The 18,728-nt window shown below is 57.4% G+C and carries 16 protein-coding genes; 3 read left to right on the top strand and 13 right to left on the bottom strand.

The genetic code is table 11. The features are described 5' to 3' along the window. Positions 1-9: 9 nt before the first annotated feature. From HMPREF9161_RS04865 to HMPREF9161_RS04825, 10 genes are all read right to left on the bottom strand, one after another. The gene (locus tag HMPREF9161_RS04865) at positions 10-939 is read right to left on the bottom strand and encodes an NAD(P)/FAD-dependent oxidoreductase (RefSeq protein WP_009728574.1); all 930 of its coding nucleotides are present in this window, start codon (positions 937-939) and stop codon (positions 10-12) included. A 209-nt stretch (positions 940-1,148) separates the two neighbouring features. Further along, positions 1,149-2,189, bottom strand: a complete 1,041-nt coding sequence (locus HMPREF9161_RS04860) for a Fic family protein (RefSeq protein WP_009728573.1) — start codon at positions 2,187-2,189, stop codon at positions 1,149-1,151. A gap of 155 nt (positions 2,190-2,344) precedes the next feature. Continuing rightward, positions 2,345-7,150, bottom strand: coding sequence for a TonB-dependent receptor domain-containing protein (locus HMPREF9161_RS04855; protein ID WP_009728572.1), 4,806 nt, complete (start codon positions 7,148-7,150; stop codon positions 2,345-2,347). Positions 7,151-7,172: 22 nt separating this feature from the next. Next, positions 7,173-7,298 carry a hypothetical protein gene (locus HMPREF9161_RS10125; protein ID WP_009728571.1) on the bottom strand — a complete coding sequence of 42 codons (126 nt, stop codon included), beginning with the start codon at positions 7,296-7,298 and terminating at the stop codon, positions 7,173-7,175. A 425-nt stretch (positions 7,299-7,723) separates the two neighbouring features. Further along, positions 7,724-8,095, bottom strand: a complete 372-nt coding sequence (locus tag HMPREF9161_RS04850) for a PTS glucitol/sorbitol transporter subunit IIA (protein ID WP_009728570.1) — start codon at positions 8,093-8,095, stop codon at positions 7,724-7,726. A gap of 260 nt (positions 8,096-8,355) precedes the next feature. Beyond that, a complete protein-coding gene (gene tsaA / locus HMPREF9161_RS04845) occupies positions 8,356-8,814 on the bottom strand; it encodes a tRNA (N6-threonylcarbamoyladenosine(37)-N6)-methyltransferase TrmO (protein WP_009728569.1) in 459 nt (152 codons plus the stop codon). Positions 8,815-8,824: 10 nt separating this feature from the next. Then, positions 8,825-9,382 carry a nitroreductase family protein gene (locus HMPREF9161_RS04840; RefSeq protein ID WP_009728568.1) on the bottom strand — a complete coding sequence of 186 codons (558 nt, stop codon included), beginning with the start codon at positions 9,380-9,382 and terminating at the stop codon, positions 8,825-8,827. 75 nt (positions 9,383-9,457) lie between these two features. Then, entirely contained in the window at positions 9,458-10,402 is a 945-nt protein-coding gene (locus tag HMPREF9161_RS04835) for an asparaginase (protein WP_009728567.1), read from the bottom strand. After that, positions 10,395-10,766 carry a nitrous oxide-stimulated promoter family protein gene (locus HMPREF9161_RS04830; RefSeq protein WP_009728566.1) on the bottom strand — a complete coding sequence of 124 codons (372 nt, stop codon included), beginning with the start codon at positions 10,764-10,766 and terminating at the stop codon, positions 10,395-10,397. The genes HMPREF9161_RS04835 and HMPREF9161_RS04830 overlap by 8 nt, the downstream gene beginning before the upstream one ends. Before the next feature lie 25 nt (positions 10,767-10,791). Continuing rightward, entirely contained in the window at positions 10,792-11,346 is a 555-nt protein-coding gene (locus HMPREF9161_RS04825) for a flavodoxin family protein (RefSeq protein WP_009728565.1), read from the bottom strand. A 288-nt stretch (positions 11,347-11,634) separates the two neighbouring features. Here HMPREF9161_RS04825 and pflB point away from each other — a divergent pair, with 288 nt between their 5' ends. Together pflB and pflA are read left to right on the top strand one after the other, a co-directional pair. After that, positions 11,635-13,887 (top strand): formate C-acetyltransferase, encoded by a 2,253-nt coding sequence (gene pflB, locus HMPREF9161_RS04820; protein ID WP_009728564.1) that lies wholly within the window; start codon positions 11,635-11,637, stop codon positions 13,885-13,887. After that, positions 13,874-14,632 carry a pyruvate formate-lyase-activating protein gene (gene pflA, locus HMPREF9161_RS04815; protein WP_009728563.1) on the top strand — a complete coding sequence of 253 codons (759 nt, stop codon included), beginning with the start codon at positions 13,874-13,876 and terminating at the stop codon, positions 14,630-14,632. The genes pflB and pflA overlap by 14 nt, the downstream gene beginning before the upstream one ends. Before the next feature lie 292 nt (positions 14,633-14,924). On the opposite strand, the gene holA is transcribed toward pflA, so the two are convergent. The 3 genes from holA to HMPREF9161_RS04800 are packed head-to-tail and all read right to left on the bottom strand — an operon-like array spanning position 14,925 to position 17,095. Then, a complete protein-coding gene (holA, locus tag HMPREF9161_RS04810) occupies positions 14,925-15,977 on the bottom strand; it encodes a DNA polymerase III subunit delta (RefSeq protein WP_009728562.1) in 1,053 nt (350 codons plus the stop codon). Further along, entirely contained in the window at positions 15,974-16,597 is a 624-nt protein-coding gene (locus tag HMPREF9161_RS04805) for an MBL fold metallo-hydrolase (RefSeq protein WP_009728561.1), read from the bottom strand. The genes holA and HMPREF9161_RS04805 overlap by 4 nt, the downstream gene beginning before the upstream one ends. Positions 16,598-16,609: 12 nt before the next feature. Continuing rightward, positions 16,610-17,095, bottom strand: a complete 486-nt coding sequence (locus HMPREF9161_RS04800) for a hypothetical protein (protein ID WP_009728560.1) — start codon at positions 17,093-17,095, stop codon at positions 16,610-16,612. Between the two features lie 131 nt (positions 17,096-17,226). Between HMPREF9161_RS04800 and HMPREF9161_RS04795 the strand changes: the two genes are divergently transcribed. After that, positions 17,227-18,441: a DUF819 domain-containing protein gene (locus HMPREF9161_RS04795; RefSeq protein WP_009728559.1), complete on the top strand. Its 1,215-nt coding sequence runs from the start codon at positions 17,227-17,229 to the stop codon at positions 18,439-18,441. Positions 18,442-18,728 lie beyond the last annotated feature (287 nt).

Below are 18,728 nucleotides of genomic sequence, written 5' to 3'. Positions count from 1 at the left end.
ATATCAAACTTATTTCAGCGACGCGAGATATTTCTCCGCGTGGAGCGCCGCCGTCGTCCCGTCGGACGCCGCCGTCGTCAGCTGATGAATCTCTTTCTCGCGGATATCGCCCGCGACGAAGACCCCCGGGATCTCCGTGCGGCAGTTCTCGTCTGCCGCGATGTAGCCGCTCTCCGTGAGCGCCAGCTGCCCCTTGAAAAGATCCGTATTCGGCAGCACGCCGATATTGACGAAGATACTGTCCGCGGACAGCGTCTCCGTCTTGCCCGTGTCCTTGTGCAGCAGCTCGATTGCCGTCAGCCGGTCCGCGCCGACGAGGTGCGTAATCTCCGTTTCGAGCATCACCGTCACCTTCGGATTCGCATAGAGCGCATCCTGCGAGGACTTGTCCGCGCGGAGCTGCGAGCGGTGGATGAGGTAGAGATGCTTCGCGTATTTCGTCAGGAAATTTGCCGCGTCGACGGCCGCATTGCCGCCGCCCATCACCGTGATGATCTTATCCTGATACGTATGCCCGTCGCAGAGTTCGCAGTAGTGGACGCCGCGGTTGAAATAGTGCGGTTCCTCGGGCAGCGGCAGCTTGCGCCGGTTCATCCCCGAGGCGATGATAACGACGGGGGTCTCGTAGACGCGCGTCTCCGTCTCCACGATCTTCGGCGTGCTTTTGAGGTCGACGCGCTCGATGCGGTCAAACTCGTCGATCTCCGCGCCGAAGTTCTTGGCCTGTTTCTCAAGTGTGCCGATGAGCTCCATCCCGCTGATGCGTTCAAATCCAGGGAAGTTCTCAATATCCGACGCCGTCGCAATCTGCCCGCCGACGAGCGAGTTCTCGAGCACCTGCGTCCGCAGATTCATACGGCCCGCGTAGAGGGCAGCCGTGAGCCCCGCCATGCCGGCGCCGATGATGACAATATCCTTCTCAATATGCTCTTTTGCCATACAATCATCTCCTCTTGACTTTTTGATTTATTATAACATGACTGTCAAGATTTATGTGTGACCGGCCGCACAAAAATAGCCCACACTCCACTGTGGACTATCTTTGCTGTGTATTATATTTTAGGAGAGCTTTAACGAAAGCCTGAACTAACTATAGCACTTATGATAATGAAAATCAAGATACTTTTGGGAAAAATTTACAACTTTTTTCATAAAGATATTTCACCGCATGCGGCTCGTCCTTTTTCTGTCAAACGATATTTTTGCAGGCGGCTCTTCGGCTTGTCCGGGAGCGTCATTTCGATGAGCCCCGCGGAAATCAGCGGATCTATATGCCGCCGATATGCACGCGAATCGCCCCGTATCCCGAGACGGCCAAACAGCTCCCGACGCGTCAGTTCGGCGCTGCTCATCGCACGCAGCAGCGTACACTGTGCATCGCTCAGCCCGACATAGTGCTCGACATCGTGCTCATCATAGTGCTCGACTTGGTGCTTTTCCTGCTCGATGATGCTGCGCAGAACAGCCGCGAGCGTGAACTCGATGAACACAGCGCTATCATTATTGTGCCGCGCCTCCTCAATCGCCCGGTAATATTCCGGTCGCTGCCGGTAGAGAAGCGACTCTATCGGGATCCACGCAAAGAGCGGGTTCCACTGCGCGAGGAGCAGCATCTGCCAGAGCCGCCCCATGCGTCCGTTGCCATCGGCGAAGGGGTGAATCGTCTCGATCTCATAGTGGAGGATGGCGCTTTTTAGCACCGGATGCAGAGAGGATGCGCGCGCCCATGTAAAAAGCTCCTCAACAAGCATGGGAACGAACTGCGGACGTGCGCCGATATGCACGGGGACGGTGCCGTCGAACACCGCGACATCTCCGTTGCGGAACTGCCCTGCTTCTTTGATCAGCCCCCGCATCATCAGCGCATGTGCCTTGAGAAAATCTTTGACCGCATACGGATCAAACGACATAAGTCGATCATAGGCGGCGTACGCATTTTTGACCTCCGCGATCTCCGTCCCACCGCCCGTAACGAGCTTTCCGTCGATGATCGTACGCACCTCGCCGAGCGTGAGAGAGTTTCCCTCGATAGCGAGGGAGGCGTGAATCGTCCGCAGACGATTTTCCCGATGGAGACGAATGTCGCGGCTAAATCCCGTTGCATATTTCAGACGCGTCACAACCTCGACGATCTTTGCCAAGGAATCGGCGGCGCGTTCCGTGATCGTGTAGGGCGGTTTATTTGCCATGAGATAGGCACCTCTTTCCTAGTGATGCATGTATTTTACCACATGCGGAGGAAATGTGAAATGTTTAGCAGCGAATCGAAAATCCCCCGCCGTACGGAGCATTTCTGCCCGTACGACGGGGGATTTTTCATGGGTGATTGTTATCGCCAGGGCGTTTAGAATTTGTAGGTGATCTGGAAGCGGGCGTAGTTGCCCAGTTTGAATTTCTCCGGGCCGTGGAGTGTATCGCGGCTGTTGATGCCCTTCGCATCGAAGGTGTAGAACAGCTCGACGAGCCAGTTTCGTGCCGGCACATAGCCGCCGCCGATGGTAAAGCTCTTGATGCCGTCGAGATAGCGGTCGGGCAGAGATTCCGTTCCGTTGCCGCCGAAGAAAGAGCCGTGTTCGAAATACTTGTAGTCGACGAACGCGTTCCAAGTTCCCGGACGATCGGTGTCGGACTGCCCGATATCGAGGCGTGCCATCCAGAATATCGGCACGCTGCCGACATGACGCCCTCTTGGCGTGAATACGTCGGTACGCGCTTTATGTTCAAAGACAGAGGTGCCGTTCATATACCTGCCAAATGCCGTACGGTTCATGCCGTAGTCGAAGGAGACCGCCGTCTTTTTGCCCATCTGCCACTTTGCACCGACGCCGATCACGTTGGCAAGATGGTTGAATGTGCTGACGTCGTTTCCCGTTCCATTGGCAGCACGCGCCGTGTAAGTCTTATCGCCAACGGAGCGCAGGTACCATGCCGCAACGCCGAGCCGCGGCGTGATCTCTCTGCGCGCCTGAATGAAGAAAGCCTTGTCGATGGGGGGAATACGGTCTCTCTCAAGGACGATACCCGACGTTTTGATGAGATTGCCGACAACATTGCCGAGAGCGGAACGCGGCCCTTGGTTTCCGTTCTCGGTATTTTCCAACACCTCTTCTAGTGCTTTGAGATACTCATAGCTGATACGATTCATCTGCAAATCGTATTCGCTGTCTGCGGTATCGTAGTTTCCGGTATAGTTGCTGTTGTAGCTGTCCTGCGTGAAATTCATGCCGTTGCGATACGAGGGATTCATCCAACCGCCGGAGTTCTCGTTGGAGAGCGTGACGATTCGCCTGAACTTATGATAGGTCAGTGTGGAAACCGTCGTGCCGTCTTTGACCCATCTGCCTCCCGAAAGCGTCCACACTTCGCCCTGTGGCGGCAATCCGTCCACACGCTCGGCATGCTGCATATTTTTGAAGTCGTATTCTGCCCAAAATTTTGCGATGCGCTCATATGCTTCGCTCAGATTCTGCTGTTTTTCCTGTACATAGGCGTCATCCGTCCGCAACGGGGCCTCGTCGTCCATATGGAACCCTAACAGACTATTAACCTTTTCTTTGAATGCGCGCTCCTCAGCGCTCATATTCTGCGGATTCGGATCAATGTGGCTCGTATACGATGACATCGAATCATCATTTAAGAGTTTCAGAACTTTGACGTTGCCGTTGTCATCCTCGACCTCATAGAACGCCGTTGTCCCTTCGCCCGGGGCGAGTGCGAATATCTTATTGTGCAATGCGGGCCCGTAAGCCGCTTTTACGACACTGTGTAGTCGTTTGAGTATCGCTAGTTTTTCTTCGGCACTCGCACCGTTCGATTGCGCATCCTTGAGTTGCTGGTAGTAATAGAGCGCATTGGTTTTTCCTTTGAAATTCGCTTCATACGCTGCGGTTGCATCCGCCGTTTTGTCTGCAATGGAAGCGCCCGCGTCAAAGTCCGCTTTGTTGATGCCGAGGAGTTCGACGATCGTCGGCGGACGATAGAAGGTTTCGTAAGTAGAGTGCGTATAGGCAGAATCCGATATTCCTGTGCTGTGCTTAAATGTACCGTAGCCGAGGCGCAGCTGCGTTCGACTGCCCGTAAACACGGCGCGAATACCGTCGTACTCTTTGCTGAACCAATAGCCCGTGACGCCCATCGGCTCGGTCAGCCGGCCGAGGGAAAGATCCCATTTCTTCGTATGCCGGGTGACATCCGCCTGCTCGAGGCGCGCTTTATTGAGTCCGCGCGACGCGGGGAGGGAGTCGGCGTTATCGACGCTATTTGTGCCTGAGAGACTGCCGAGCACCTTAATATTGGTGTCTTTTGAAATGCGTGCATCTGCTCCGATCCGAATACGCTGTTCGAATCCGTGGTCATTGGCATCGCGCATATTCTTTGCTGCCGAGCCGACGGAGGAATTCGCGGTATACGTCGACTTCGGGCGGTTCGTTCCGCCGTGTGCCGCCCAGCGCATACGGTAGTCGCCGATGATGGAGACGCCCGGGGCTTTGTCCGTATCGAACGGACGGTTGAGGAAGTTCCGCAGGACAGCCTCTTCCTGTACCCCTGCCTCTGTCGCACCGTTTGTAATGAGACTTCTCTTTTTTCCGCTTCCGACGGTATCGAACTTAAAGTTCGCCCCGATCCGGTAGACGCGTTCCTGCGTCGCACGGTCGTCGTCACGGTGGTTAAAGATATTATTCACACCGATATAGACCATCGCATCTTCGCTGATCTGCTTTTGCAGCATGAAGTTCCAGATGCCGAAGGTCTTTTCTTCATATTCTTGTTTTTCGTATACGCCTCCCGCATGTCCCAAAATATCCGGCCAATAATTCTTGTTGTTTGCGAGGGTGTTGCTGTCCAGCATATGGATGTAGTAATCACCCCAAAGCGTCGCGCCCCAGCCGGTCTTTTTGTCCTCGTAAGAGATGCTGATATCGAGTTTATGTTCCGGTCGGTCGATGAGCCGATGCGGCATCAGCGGGTCGGACTTGTTGATTGCATGGAGATAGGTGTAGCCGAGCTTTGTGCTCCAATGGGGGCCGAGCTTTTGCCTCACCTCCGCCTCAAGCCCTGTGATTTCGGCCCTGCCGATGTTTTTAAAGCTGTAGATCATATCGGGCGCGCGCATCCACTTTGCACTGTCTCCAAGCTGCGGTGCAAAATCCATATATCTGCCCGTAAAGTAGACGGTCATATAGTCCCGAATACGGTTATGGAAGAGGCCTACGCGTGCGTAGGTGTTTTTATTCTCACCTTCGAGGCTCATATCAATATTGACGGATTTCTCCGGCTTTAGATTTGGATTGCCGGCCCACCACCAGCCCATCTTTGCATAGCCGATACCGACGGGGTTGCTGGCATACATTTCCCAGTTGTACCAGAGCTCGCCCATGCCGGGTTCCGCATAGCTTGTGCCGATGTTCGCCTTAAAGCGTTTGTGCGGATTACCGCCGATGTTATGCGTCATGCCGAAGTTGCCGGAAACGTTCGTGCCGAACAGATTACTGTGGTCGAGACGAATAATCGGATAGAGCAGAGTATCGTTCGAGACCTGCCAGGTATCGCCGATGAAGAAATTCTGCTTTTTAATTGTGCCGCTGCCGACGGTAATGCGCTGATCGCGGTCCCAGTATTCTCCAAGGAACGGTTTGCCGTTCAGTTTTGGGGCGCGCTCGTCGCGATCCTCGCCGTAGTGGAAATATTTTTCAACGATATTGGCGCCGTAGTACCCGGGGTTTTCCGCCTGTAAACGCGCTTTGAGTTCAAAGAACTCATCTCTGTCATGACCTTCCCACGGTAAACCGTTAGGAGCGTAACTTGACCAATCGTTCGGTTCCGTTTTGTCCTTAATCCCATATTTGATATACTTCTCGTAGGTAAATTCCGGTTTGTAGTCCGTGCTTTTGTCCTGATCGTAATGGTAGTACTCATAGTCCATATCCCATTTCGGGATACCGTTTGTTCCGCCGCGGAATTTGTAGTCATGGATATGGGACCAAACGTATTCCGTATTGTCGCCGTTGCGGTTCGTGAGGTCCTTTTTCTCGACGCGGAGGCTTTTGTCATAGTCCCACGGGTCGATATGGCGTGTGGAGGTGTTCGGAGAACTTTTGAGGCGACTTCCCTCTCCCTTTTCGTTCGTGAAGCCGAAGCCGTAGCTGAGCAGATGCTTGTCGTTGATCTGCGTATTCGCCGATGCCTTGAAGTCAAACTGACGGTGATCGATATCGTCGACATAGCGCAGTTCGTTCTTACCCTGGTATTCGCTGTGGCCCTCATAGTTAATGAGCGATACGTCGTCTTCTTTGATATTCGTATAGTTCATCTCGACATTCCAGTCGGTGTTGCCGTGATCGCCTCGCCAGCCGACGTTGTAGGAATTCCTGCCCGTTTGCCGTTTGAAATGCTGCTGCGGTTCGAGATCGGAATCGGAATGCTTGATGTCGCGGATGAGATCTTCCGTATAGCGGTCCAAACGGAACTCGAAATTGTTATGACTATTTGCCTCATAGGTTCCGACAAGACCGATATTTGCAGTATCGCCATAGTAACGTAGGGCATTCGGTTTGAAATCGCGGTCTTTGTAATCGAAACTCATGCCGCTCTCTCGACGCTTATCATTCGCGTATACCGGCATAATATCGCGCTTACTCCCCGAGAGGCCGAGACGAAGCTTTCCCATCTGTCCCGAATCTGCACGCAGGAAAAAATTTGAGAATGGCAGTGCGGATTCGTCATCCGCACGACGCAGGCCTTCAACATTGAACTGGAAGCGGGGATCCTTGGTCGCCTTACGCGTGATGATGTTGACGACGCCGCCGATGGCATCCGAGCCAAACTTCGAGCTCGCCGCGCCCTGAATGATCTCGATGCGCTCGACGTTCTCCGTGCCGAGACGCATCACCTCGTCTGCCGCGCCCGAGTATTTCGCGAGATCGCCGAGAACGGGCTGACCATCGACGAGGATGAGCGTATGGCGCGGCTCTGCACCGCGGATCGAGATGCCGACGCGCCCCATGGCATCGACGGTGCGGGAGACGCCCGTCTCGCTGAAGATGATATCCTCAACGGACTTTGCCTGTTTCTTCTCGATGTCTTCCTTGGTGATGATGGTCTTCTGCTGGGATTCATACTTTGCCTCTTCCTGCGCGGCGTCCGCCTCCACGCGAACGTCCGCAGTCGTGACATTAGTATTCCCCCCCCCCCTCGGATGCAGCTTCGCTTGCCCATGCGGTATAGGCGGGCAGGGCGAGCCATGTCGTTATGGCATAGGAGAGCAGACGCACGGATCGTCGACTCTTTTTTCTGAGCATGTATTTTCCTCCATGATAACCGAAAACTATGTTCCGACTGTTTCGGAACCTCCTTGCCGCCCATGTTTTAGTTTACTTATGAAGTAGAGATTACGTTCGTTTGCATATTATATGAGTCGGGCTAAATGAAAATAATAATTGCATTCGAGAATGCAGAAGTCATTATAAAGGCGAACGGGATTCATTACAAGTGTTTTAAGCGATATTTTTAGAATTTTCTTTTCTAATGAAACAGATAAATTAGTGTTCATAGATAAAATTTATCCGGCCGATTATTCCTTCAAATAGTACAAGTATTAGTCCTATAAATAATGGACATAGGACCGGTCTCAGCGGATTGTGTACAAAGCATAAATAGAGCCGCTGCACAAAGAAAATGTGCAGCGGCTCCGGTTTTATGATACTGTTGTGATTCCGGAATACGACTAGAAGATCTCGAGGAGGTCGCCCACCATGATACGAGGGAAGCGTGCGCCCGTGAGGAGAATCTCACCCGGCCGGAGTTCTTCGCTGTCGTCGCTCTCGGCAAAGAGGAGCGTTGCGTGTCCGTGCGTCCGCAGGTTCTTGTTCGCGTCTGCACCGACGCGCGCAACCGTATACTCCCGCTCTGCGATGAGGACGGTGTCGCCCGGGGCGACATCCTCTTTCAGATCTCCTTTAGTATGTGAGAGCACCATATTTTCGTAAGCATAGGGGACGTCTTTGTCAAAGATGATGAGGCTGCCGCGCGTTTGGAGGAGCTGTAGGGCAAAATCTCCGATGGCAGTGAATGCGACGCGGTATTTCACGATGATCACGATCCTTTCCTGCGGTGAGCCTCTCTCATCAACCGGGCGAGACGGCTTGCTGCCGATCGCGCCGTTGCCGTCGAGAGCGTCGGGCCGGCGGATGCGGAGGATGTCTCTGTCGCGTTCCGCAAACTCCGCGATACAGAGGGGGCATAGAGACGGACGGCAGGGATGCGTCCCGTTGTTATCGCATGGAGCCCTTTCTTATCGAAACCGACGCGCCGTTTTATTTGCCTGCACATGGCGCAGGCATCGATATATGCCAAATTTTATGAACAGGATTTTTTTGCAGAGGCAATCCCAACTCCGGCGTTGAACTCTTCCGCGTTGTCTATCGGCAGCGAATCGACCGATGTGTATGGTTTGATGTCGATGACGGCGCTGCCGTCGAGTGCGTCTAAATGTTTGACACGGAGGATGTTTCCTTCCCGGGCCAGGAGGTCGGCGATGCAGAGGGAAATCGGGTTCGGACGATGCGGCGCCCGGCATGAAAAGACGCCGCGCAGTTCCGATCCGGCGGGCGGAAGCGTCTGCAGCACATCTCGTTTGGCGAGGTTCGCCCAGTAGAGGACGATGAGCCTCTGCGCCGTTTCAATGCGCAGCAGTCCGTCTGCAAACGCGGGGAGGATCTCGATCTCGGAGACGGTGTTGACAAACCGTCCCTGCCGCGGAATGTCCGCGAGAGATTTGTAGGGGCTTCTGACGGTGCCGATTTTTTGTAACTCCATGATCTGCTCCTTACTTTAAGAACGCTGTGGGTAGCAGTGCGGGCTTTACGGGGCGCTCTTTATACCCCTGTGTCCCCTTGCCGATAACGATGGAACCGGCGGCGATATGTCCGTCGGGAATGCCAAGTCTGCGGCGCAGGGCGGCATTATCCCCAAGCGCGACGACGGTGGTGTTCATGGGGCAGGCGGCGAGGCCGAGTTCTACGGCTTTCAGATGCATATTTTGGATGATGCTGCCGAGCGTCCAATACATATTGGCGTTCAGCATGTCGGCGGTGTACGGCGTGTTGGGCATGTTCTCCGTGTGCCGCTTCGCCGAGAGGAGAACCCATACGGGCGCACCGTACATATACGCGGGATTGCCCATCCGGTTGAACGCTTCGCCGTTTTCCTGTGCCTCCTCTAGGAGTTCGGGATTGGTGATGACGCTGATGCGCATGTCGTGAAATGCGAGAACGGGACCGAGATAGGCGGCGTCAAGGACGGCGCCTATCTCTGCGTCCGTGGGCATCTCTCCCGTAAATTTACGAAGGCTGGCACGTTTTGCGAGGGCCTCTTGGAGCTCCATAGGCATGTTCCTTTCCATAAATCTCAAATCCTGCTTATCGTTATGCGGCATGAGACGGCTGCATGTCATAACGAACTACGTTAGGCGCTGCAGCCTCTCCCCCTCGGGCGTCTCTGTGAGACGCAGCATGAGGAGCGGGTACAGCGCCTCAACGGGGAGCGTGCCGCCCGAAAGCACACCGAGCTCAGCTGCGCGGACGCCCACCTCATAGCGCGTGATATCCGCGCCGTCGTAGACGCACTGCGTTGTCAGCACAACGGTGCGGCCGCAGTCGTGGGCGTAGACGAGTGCGGGGAGCAGACTTTGCTCGTTGATGAGCGGCACACCGCCGCTGCCGAATCCCTCGATGATGAGTCCGCGGTACCCCGCATTGACGTATACGTGCACAATATCCGGAGGAATACCGGGGTAGAGTTTGATAACGGCGACACGTTCATCGAGTACATCGCGCAGGTGAAACGGCGCTGCAGGAGCGGCCTGTACATCTGCCGTATCCCCATCAATGGAAATATCCGGCGCGCCGATGCTGCGGAAGGCATCATCACGGACGGTGTAGAGCTTCTTTGCAGCATTGCCGCGGATGACGCGCCCGCCAAAGGCGAGCACGACGCCGGGGCGGCCTGACAGGGCGACGCGATGCGCCAAACGAAGATTGTCCTCCGCATCGGAGCCGGATACGCCGAGCGGACGCTGCGATCCCGTGAGGACGACGGGACGATCAAGGTTCTCGAGCATATAGTAGAGGGCGGCGGAGGTATACGCCATCGTGTCCGTGCCGTGGGTGACGATGAATCCGTCGTAGTCGGTACGCAGATCGTCGATCTCGCGTGCAAACTCCTCCCAATACGCAGGTATGATATTGCAAGAGTCGAGGGAGAGATAGTCACGTATTTCGATCTCATCCCACTCCGCGCCCATCGCTGTGCGCAGTTCTTCCCCCATGAGGACGGGGCGCAATCCGTGTTCTCCGCAGCGTGACGCGATCGTTCCGCCCGTTGTAATGAGGAGGATTTTAGGCATGGGGCACTCCTTTCTTTTCCCGTCTGCGCGCGTTAAAATCGATCCACATGTGCCGGAGCGTCGTAAGCGGGTGGTGCAGGAGCATGCGCGGGCCGCTGTAGCGCATGACGTCGCGCACCTGCGCGCGCATGTCCTTGCTGTAACAGTGGACGGGGCAGACGGAGCAAAAGGACTTAATGTCCATGCGCGGGCAGCCTTCGACGCGCGAGAGCGCATAGGCAAGCAGGGCGCGGCAGTCGGGACAGAGTGCGGGCGCGCCGTCCGTTATGCGCGTACGTCCTAGATGCCCCTTGCCGCGGCAGTAAATCGCGATCATCTGCGTCATGATGGCTGCCTCGTGGGCGCGTTTCTCTTCGGCGTTCATCGGCGGTATCTTTCCTGCGGCACGGTTACGGCTTCGCCTTGCGCTCCTCTTGCGCGCGGCGGAATTTCTCGAGGAGATCCATCTTGTGTTCCATTTTCTGCACGAATGTACGCGCCGCCGCGAGATCGTCCGCGTCGGGATGATTCGCCGCGCGCACCCAGCGCTCCCGGGCCTCGGGGCTGTTATGCGAGTCGTCTGCCGCGCCTTTCCTGCGCTTTGCGATGAGGGCGGGGGAGAGTTTGCCCTGCGCGGAGAATGTGCCGAGGATTTCACAGCGTTCCCCCAGCAGATAGCCCGCGCGCGCAAACGAGGTGACGGCATGCTCGGAGCCAACGTCCGCGCCGTGCGTCTGAAAGAGGGCGACGCGGGCATTCGTTACGCGCGGCAGATATGCCTTCATGAGATCGTCGGGACCGCCGCGCCGTAGCCAGTAGCCGAGCGCGACCGCCTCATAAGCGGAGAGATCGGCGGGGGCGTCCTGCACGCGGAAGAGGTCGGCGCCGGCCTCTGCGGCGATTGCCTCGGCGACGGCCTTGGTGTTGCCGGTGACGGACGAATAGATGACGGCCCATTTCCTCATATCGTATGCTCCTTTGCCATTATATTGTATCGGCTCTATTAGAACACATTTCCGTCCGCCGCGCAAGCACAATCCTCACGCCCGCAGTTGAAATTTCGTTCAGGGTATCGATGATAGGACCTCCGTCCGTAATAGGTAAGTCTTAATGCCGTCATGTCTTATTCTCATTGCAATTATTTCGTTTGGAACTATTGAAAAGTGAACGGGATTCAAGTATTATTAAGGCGTTGATTTTAGTTGAGTTTTGTTTTCAATAAATGGGAATGATTTGGAAGAAGGAGGTTTATTATGCTGCAAAGCAAGAGCTGGGACGGTTTCGAAGGGGGCGTCTGGCAGGAGGAGGTCAATGTCCGCGACTTCATCCAGCGCAACTACACGCAGTACGACGGTGACGAGAGCTTTCTCGCGCCGCCGACGGATGCGACGAACCGCCTGTGGGGACGCGTGCAGGAGCTGCAAAAAGAGGAGCGCGCGAAGGGCGGCGTCCTCGACATGGAGACGGAGGTTGTCTCGGGACTGACGGCATACGGCCCCGGTTACATCGACCCCGCGCTGAAGGACCTCGAAAAGGTCGTCGGTCTTCAGACGGACAAACCGCTCAAGCAGGCGTTCATGCCGTACGGCGGCATCCGCATGGCGGAGGAGGCGCTGGAGAACTACGGCTACAAGGTCAGCCCGAAGCTCCACGAAATCTTTACGAAATATCACAAGACGCACAACGAGGCGGTCTTTGACGCATACACGGACGAGATTCGCGCGGCGCGCCGCAGTCACATCATCACGGGACTGCCCGACACCTACGGGCGCGGGCGCATCGTCGGCGACTACCGCCGCGTCGCGCTCTACGGCATCGACACGCTCATCGCGTTCAAGAAGGAAGAACTCCTCAACTACGGCGACGGCGTGATGACGAACGACGTCATCCAGCAGCGCGAGGAGCTCTCCGAGCAGATCAAGGCGCTGAAGGGCATGAAAGAGATGGCGCAGATTTACGGCTACGACATCTCGCAGCCCGCACGGAATGCGCACGAGGCGGTGCAGTGGCTCTACTTCGGCTATCTCGCGGCAATCAAGACGCAGAACGGCGCGGCGATGAGCGTCGGGCGCATTTCGACCTTCCTCGACATCTACATTCACCGTGATCTCGAGAACGGCAGCCTCACCGAATCGGAGGCACAGGAGCTCGTCGATCACATCGTGCTGAAGTTCCGCATGGTGAAGTTCGCGCGCATCACCTCCTACAACGAACTGTTCTCGGGCGATCCGATCTGGGCGACGCTCGAGATGGCGGGCATCGGCATGGACGGGCGCCATATGGTCACAAAGAACGACTTCCGTTTCCTCCACACGCTCGAAAACATGGGGCCCTCCCCCGAGCCGAACCTCACAGTGCTCTACTCGTCGAAACTGCCGGAGACGTTCAAGCGCTACGCGGCGCGCATCTCCATCCGCACGAGCTCGATCCAGTACGAGAACGACGACGTGATGAAGCCAGAGTGGGGCGACGATTATTCGATCTGCTGCTGCGTATCGGCGACGCAGACGGGCAAGGAAATGCAGTTCTTCGGCGCGCGCGCGAACCTTGCGAAGTGCCTCCTCTACGCCATCAACGGCGGCGTGGACGAGAAGAGCGGCGTGCAGGTGGGGCCCGCGTACCGCCCGATCCGCACGGAGTACCTCGAGTACGACAACGTCGTCAAGAAGTACGAGCGCATGATGGACTGGCTCGCCCACGTCTACGTCAACGCGCTGAACGCCATCCAGTACATGCACGACCGCTACTACTACGAGGCGGCGGAGATGGCGCTCATCGACACGGACGTCCGCCGCACGTTCGCGACGGGCATTGCCGGCTTCTCCCACGTCGTCGATTCGCTCTCGGCAATTAAATATGCAAAGGTCAAGCCGATTTACAACGAGAACGGCGTCGTCACGGACTACGAGACGACGGGCGATTTCCCGCGCTACGGCAACGATGACGACCGCGCGGACGAGATCGCAAAATGGGTGCTGAGGACCTTCCTCGCGAAGATCAAGTCGCGCCACACCTACCGCAACTCCGAGGCGACAACCTCCATCCTCACCATCACGTCGAACGTGGTCTATGGGAAATACACAGGCGCGATGCCGGACGGGCGCAAGGCTTGGACGCCGCTCGCTCCGGGCGCGAACCCGAGCTACGGCGCGGAGTGCTGCGGCCTGCTCGCCTCGCTCAACTCCGTGGCGAAACTCCCGTATCACTGGGCGCTCGACGGCATCTCCAACACGCAGAGCATGAACCCCTCCGCGCTCGGACACAGCGAGGACGAGCGCGTGACGAATCTCGTCAGCGCGATGGACGGATATTTCGACCAAGGAGCGCACCACCTCAACGTCAACGTCTTTGGACGCGAAATCCTTGAGGACATCATGGAACACCCGGACAATCCCGCGTACGCGAACTTCACCATCCGCGTCTCGGGCTACGCCGTCAAGTTCATCAGCCTGACGCGCGAACAGCAGCTGGACGTCATCTCCCGCACGTTCCATGACCGGCTGTAAGGGGCGGATCAACGCAACGGAGAGTTTCGGCTCGGTCGACGGCCCCGGTATCCGCTTCATCGTCTTTGTGCAGGGCTGTCGCTACCGCTGTCAATACTGCCACAACCCCGAGACATGGGAAACGGAGGGCGGGTATGAGGCGACGCCGGAGGAGATCTTTCGGCAGGCGCTGCGCTACCGCCCTTATTGGAAAAATACGGGCGGCATCACCGTCAGCGGCGGCGAACCGCTGCTCCAGCTCGACTTTGTAACGGAGCTCTTTCGCCTCGCGAAAGCAAAGGGCGTGAACACCGCCGTCGATACGGCGGGCGAGCCCTTCACGCAGGCAGAACCGTTCTTTGGGCAATTCGAGCGGCTCCTGCCGCTGACCGACCTCTTTCTGCTCGACCTCAAGCACATTGATTCCACGCGGCACAAAGAGCTCACGGGCACGGACAATCTGAGCGCGCTTGCGCTCGCGTTGTTCCTCTCCGAACACGGCAAGCGGATGTGGATCCGCCATGTCCTCGTGCCGGGCTATACGACGGACGAGGGGGATCTCCGGCGGCTGTCGGAGTTCATCGGGAGCCTCGCGACCGTCGAGCGCGTCGAGGTGCTGCCGTATCACGCGATGGCGGTGCACAAATACGAGGAACTGCGCATCCCGTACCGCCTGGACGGCGTGGAGCCGCCCGACGCGGCGACAATCGCGCGCGCAGAGGAAATCCTCGGCGTCGCGGACTATACGGGCTATATGAAACAATAAAAAGGGGCTTCTGCATGAATACGGTCATGCAGAAGCCTTTTTTTGTAAGGTGCGTATAGATTGTTGCACCGTTATGTATGATGCGGTGTCAGGGCGTCTTATCGACGCCGCGGAGCATTTTACCCCGCAGGGGCGGCGCGGCATATCACCGGTTTCGTTTCGGGAAATGTGAGCATGCCGCGTTGCAGTCCGCAGCGCGCAGCGCGAGAGACTGTGCGGCATCACTTGCTGTATCGTGCTATTGACCAGCCGCGTCGTTTGCTGAGCGGCGAGAAAGACGTCCTAAACCGCGTTAGGAACAAAGCCGAATCACCGCATCCTCCAGCAGCTCTTCTCCCGCCCGGCCCGTTTTCATCAGATAGTCCGCGTCCGCAAGCGCGAGCATCACATCCTCGAGCGTGGATTCGCGGAAGCCCTGCGCGCTGCGTCCAAGCTTCTCCCCAATGAAGGGATTCAGTTTCATGGCGGCGCCCAGCCCCCGCAGCGGCGTTCCCTGCGCGAGGAGACGTTTTGCCTGCCACAGCTGGCGCACATTGCGCGTAAGGAGCGCGAGCAGCACCGTGAAGTAGACGCCGTCCGCCAGGCAGCGGGCAAGGAGCGTGAGGGCGCGTGAAGAATCCCGCGCATTCACGGCGTCTATGAGGGCAAAGACGGAGACCTCCGGCATCTCGGAGAATGCGGCGCGCAGGTCGTCCTCGGTGAACGTCTTTTCGTCCGTATAGAGCGCGAGTTTTTCCAGCTGGCGGTCGAGGAATTCGAGCGAGATCGTTTCCATCACCTGAACAATGCTCAGGAAAAAGGCGCGCGCCCGCGGATGCATCGTACGTCCCATCTCGCGCAGACGCGCGTTCAGCCACGGCTCGACCGTCCACGGGCGCACCGCCTCGCTCTCGAGGATGCGGCCCGCTTGTTCGACCGCTTTATAGATTTTCTTCCTTTTGTCGGGCTTTGCGTGCAGGGTAAAGACGGCGTAGGCGGTCGGCGGGAGATCGGAGAGAAGTTCGCAGAGCGCGTCCGCGCTCGTATCCTTCTGCGCGGGAGCATCTGTTTCTTCCGCCGTCGCGTCCTTTTTCTTCCCCCCGCCAAAAATCGATGCGCCGCGAACGAACACGACGGTCTTATCCGTGAAGAACGGGATCGTCTCGAGCGATTCGGCGAGCGCGGCAATCGGCGGCATTTCCTCATAGCGGACGAGGGCGTCGACGCGGCCTGCGGCATCAGGGAGCAGACGGCGGAGAATTGCCTCCTCCGCGCGCGCGATGTAGTACGGCTCTTCGCCCGCGAGTAAAAAGACGTGCGGCAGCGCGCCCCGCGCGAGCGACGCCATAAAGTCCGCGTAGTTCATCGGTAGCGCGCCATCTCTGCACGCACGGTCGTCTCCTCGGTATGCCCGGAGTAGAGGACGGTGTCGGGCGGCAGGGTAAAGACCTGCGCCGCGATGCTCTCCCACAGCGTGCGCGTATCGCCGCCCGGGAAATCCGTGCGCCCGACGCTCGCATAGAAGATCGTATCGCCGACGAATGCGGCATGATCCCGCGCACTGTAAAAGATGCAGGAGTCCGTCGTATGTCCGGGGGAGTAGCGTACCTCGAGCGACATCGTCGGATTCGCCGCGAGCGCGATGATCTCGCGGTCGGCGAACGTATGCACATCCGAGAGCGTCACGGGCGCGCCGCCCCATATGGAGAGGTTCCAGCGCGGATCGACGCAGTAGCGCGGACTGTCCTCCGCGGCATACACGGGGCAGGGAATGCGCTGCCGGAACGCTTCCACGCCGCCGATATGATCGAAATGGCAGTGCGTTAAGAGCAGTTTTTCGATCACCCAGCCCTTCGCTTCGGCGTAAGCGGCGAGCCGGTCGCCCTCCGCGCCCGCGTCGATGAGGAATCCGTGTTTGGTCGTATCGTCGATATAAAAGAACGAATTGCTCTCAATCATATCTCCGACGGTGATGCACTGAATCATATAGAATCTCCTTCATTTGCTCCATTCGTATGCGAGGCGCGGCGACCGGCCGCGCACATAGATTGTGCCGCGGCGGACGAACCCGTTGTCCTCAAGACAGCGCCGCATCGGCGCGTTGTCCGCATGGGTATCGGCGCGCAGATGGTCCCAGCGCTTTCGGGCGAAGGCGAGCATCGCACGGAATACCCCGTGCCGCGCGCCGTCGCTCGCCGCCCGGTGGATCGTCGCATAGGGACTGAGATCGCGCCACACGCCGTCCTCGATATAGCCGTAGGTCGGATCGTCTCCCGGGATGAGCGCAAAGGTCGCGTAAATTTGCCCCGCCGCGCCCTCCAGCACATAGCCTACCGCACGCGCGATATCCGCGCGCACCGTCCCTTCGGACGGGTAGCCGTCCGCCCACTGCGAAGGATTGTCCGACGCACGCATAAAGCCGCGCGCCACTTCGTAGATGCGCAGAACATCCGCGATATCCCGTTCCTCTGTCTGTCGTATCATCCGCAGCCCTCTTTTCGCACGCATATACGACTCTATTTTACACGAGCGCGGGCGATTTGGAAAGACGCGTATTTGCGGCGGTGAAAAAATAGTGCTATACTAAATCGCATATTTTGACGGAGGAACGATCTATGACTACAATCATAAGCCCCGAGAATACTTGGATGCTGATGGCCGCGATGACGGTTACGGTGGCGCTCTCCATCTATTTGGAGCAGACTTACACATGGGCGTCGCAGCTTTCGGGGGCGGTGATTGCGCTCGTCGCCGCGCTCGCGCTCGTCAACGCGGGCGTTGTCCCCGCGCACGCGGCGCTTTACGACGATGTCGTGTGGGGGTATTTCGTACCGCTGGCGATACCCCTGCTGCTCCTGCAGACGAACGTCCGTAAAATTTGGCGGGAGACGGGGCGGCTGCTCCTCATCTTTCTCATCGGCGCGGCCGGAACGATCTGCGGCGCTGTGCTCGGATGCATACTCATGGACGGCGCGATCGACGGGCTGCCGAAGGTCGCGGCGATGATGACGGGCTCCTACATCGGCGGCGGCGTCAACTTTACGGCGCTCGCGGATGCGTTCAAAGTCGGCGGCACGCTCGTCTCCTCGACGATCGTCGCGGATAACCTCAATATGGCGATTTATTTCCTCATCCTGCTCGGCATCGCGGGCAACGCGTTTTTCCGCCGCGTCTATACCCATCCCCTGATCGACGAAGCGGAGCGGAGCGGCATCTCCGAGGAGGGCAAGACGCGCGCGGCGGGGTACTGGGGACGCAAGGACATCTCGCTGAAGGACATCGCCATGTGCGTGGCGTACGCCGTAGTCGTCGTGACGCTGTCAAAATTTCTCGGAACAACGCTCGGCACGGCGGTCTCCCCCGATGCGGGCGCGCTTGCCAAGATGGGGAGCACCTTCCTCGGCAGTCAGTACGTCTGGATCACGCTGATCTCAATGGCCTTTGCCAGCGCTTTCGAGAAACAGGCGGCATCTATGAACGGCGCGCAGGAGATTGGCACCTTCTTCATCTATATGTTCTTCTTCGTGATCGGCGTGCCCGCGTCCATCTCGGAGATCCTGACCAATGCGCCGCTCCTCTTCGTGTTCTGCCTGCTGATGGTGGCCGTGAATATGCTGTTCGTGCTGATCGGCGGCAAGCTGCTCGGATTTGACCTCGAGGACATCTTGATCGCATCGAACGCGAATATCGGCGGGCCGACGACGGCCGCCGGCATGGCGATATCGCAGGGATGGAACCAGCTCGTCGGACCCGCGATGCTGGTCGGGACGTTCGGGTATGCGATTGGGACGTATCTGGGGATATTGGTCGGCAGTATCCTGGGAGCGTAGACATTTTGCGCTGAATGCCGTCCCTGCGTCACAATCTGCATAAAAATATCCCCTCACGCGTTCCTGCGTTCGAACGCGTGAGGGGCTTTTTGTATAAAGAAAACCACGTGATAGTCGCGTGGTTCCAAAGAGCTTAAGCGGTGAAAAAAATAGACCCTAGTATGGTAAGCTAGAGCCGAGCCTGCCAGCTTAGCAAGAGCAACCGTACTAGGGAGGTCACATAATGTCAAAACAAGAAAATGCAGACAGACATAGTTTAGCACATACGAGGTGGAATTGTAAGTACC

It is taken from the genome of Selenomonas sp. F0473, assembly GCF_000315545.1.
Classification (GTDB): Bacteria; Bacillota; Negativicutes; order Selenomonadales; family Selenomonadaceae; genus Centipeda.
The sequence above is the reverse complement of the archived record's forward strand: the minus strand, read 5'-3'. Positions and strand labels throughout refer to the sequence as shown.

What these genes read in the sequence shown, in the direction of transcription:
- HMPREF9161_RS04865 (WP_009728574.1), bottom strand. Translation starts at nt 939, where the DNA reads ATGGCAAAAGAGCATATTGAGAAGGATATTGTCATCATCGGCGCCGGC.
- tsaA (WP_009728569.1), bottom strand. Translation starts at nt 8,814, where the DNA reads ATGGAGTTACAAAAAATCGGCACCGTCAGAAGCCCCTACAAATCTCTC.
- HMPREF9161_RS04835 (WP_009728567.1), bottom strand. Translation starts at nt 10,402, where the DNA reads ATGCCTAAAATCCTCCTCATTACAACGGGCGGAACGATCGCGTCACGC.
- pflA (WP_009728563.1), top strand. Translation starts at nt 13,874, where the DNA reads ATGACCGGCTGTAAGGGGCGGATCAACGCAACGGAGAGTTTCGGCTCG.
- holA (WP_009728562.1), bottom strand. Translation starts at nt 15,977, where the DNA reads ATGAACTACGCGGACTTTATGGCGTCGCTCGCGCGGGGCGCGCTGCCG.
- HMPREF9161_RS04800 (WP_009728560.1), bottom strand. Translation starts at nt 17,095, where the DNA reads ATGATACGACAGACAGAGGAACGGGATATCGCGGATGTTCTGCGCATC.
- HMPREF9161_RS04795 (WP_009728559.1), top strand. Translation starts at nt 17,227, where the DNA reads ATGACTACAATCATAAGCCCCGAGAATACTTGGATGCTGATGGCCGCG.
- HMPREF9161_RS04840 (WP_009728568.1), bottom strand. Translation starts at nt 9,382, where the DNA reads ATGGAGCTCCAAGAGGCCCTCGCAAAACGTGCCAGCCTTCGTAAATTT.
- HMPREF9161_RS10125 (WP_009728571.1), bottom strand. Translation starts at nt 7,298, where the DNA reads ATGCTCAGAAAAAAGAGTCGACGATCCGTGCGTCTGCTCTCCTATGCC.
- HMPREF9161_RS04860 (WP_009728573.1), bottom strand. Translation starts at nt 2,189, where the DNA reads ATGGCAAATAAACCGCCCTACACGATCACGGAACGCGCCGCCGATTCC.
- HMPREF9161_RS04830 (WP_009728566.1), bottom strand. Translation starts at nt 10,766, where the DNA reads ATGAACGCCGAAGAGAAACGCGCCCACGAGGCAGCCATCATGACGCAG.
- pflB (WP_009728564.1), top strand. Translation starts at nt 11,635, where the DNA reads ATGCTGCAAAGCAAGAGCTGGGACGGTTTCGAAGGGGGCGTCTGGCAG.
- HMPREF9161_RS04825 (WP_009728565.1), bottom strand. Translation starts at nt 11,346, where the DNA reads ATGAGGAAATGGGCCGTCATCTATTCGTCCGTCACCGGCAACACCAAG.
- HMPREF9161_RS04805 (WP_009728561.1), bottom strand. Translation starts at nt 16,597, where the DNA reads ATGATTCAGTGCATCACCGTCGGAGATATGATTGAGAGCAATTCGTTC.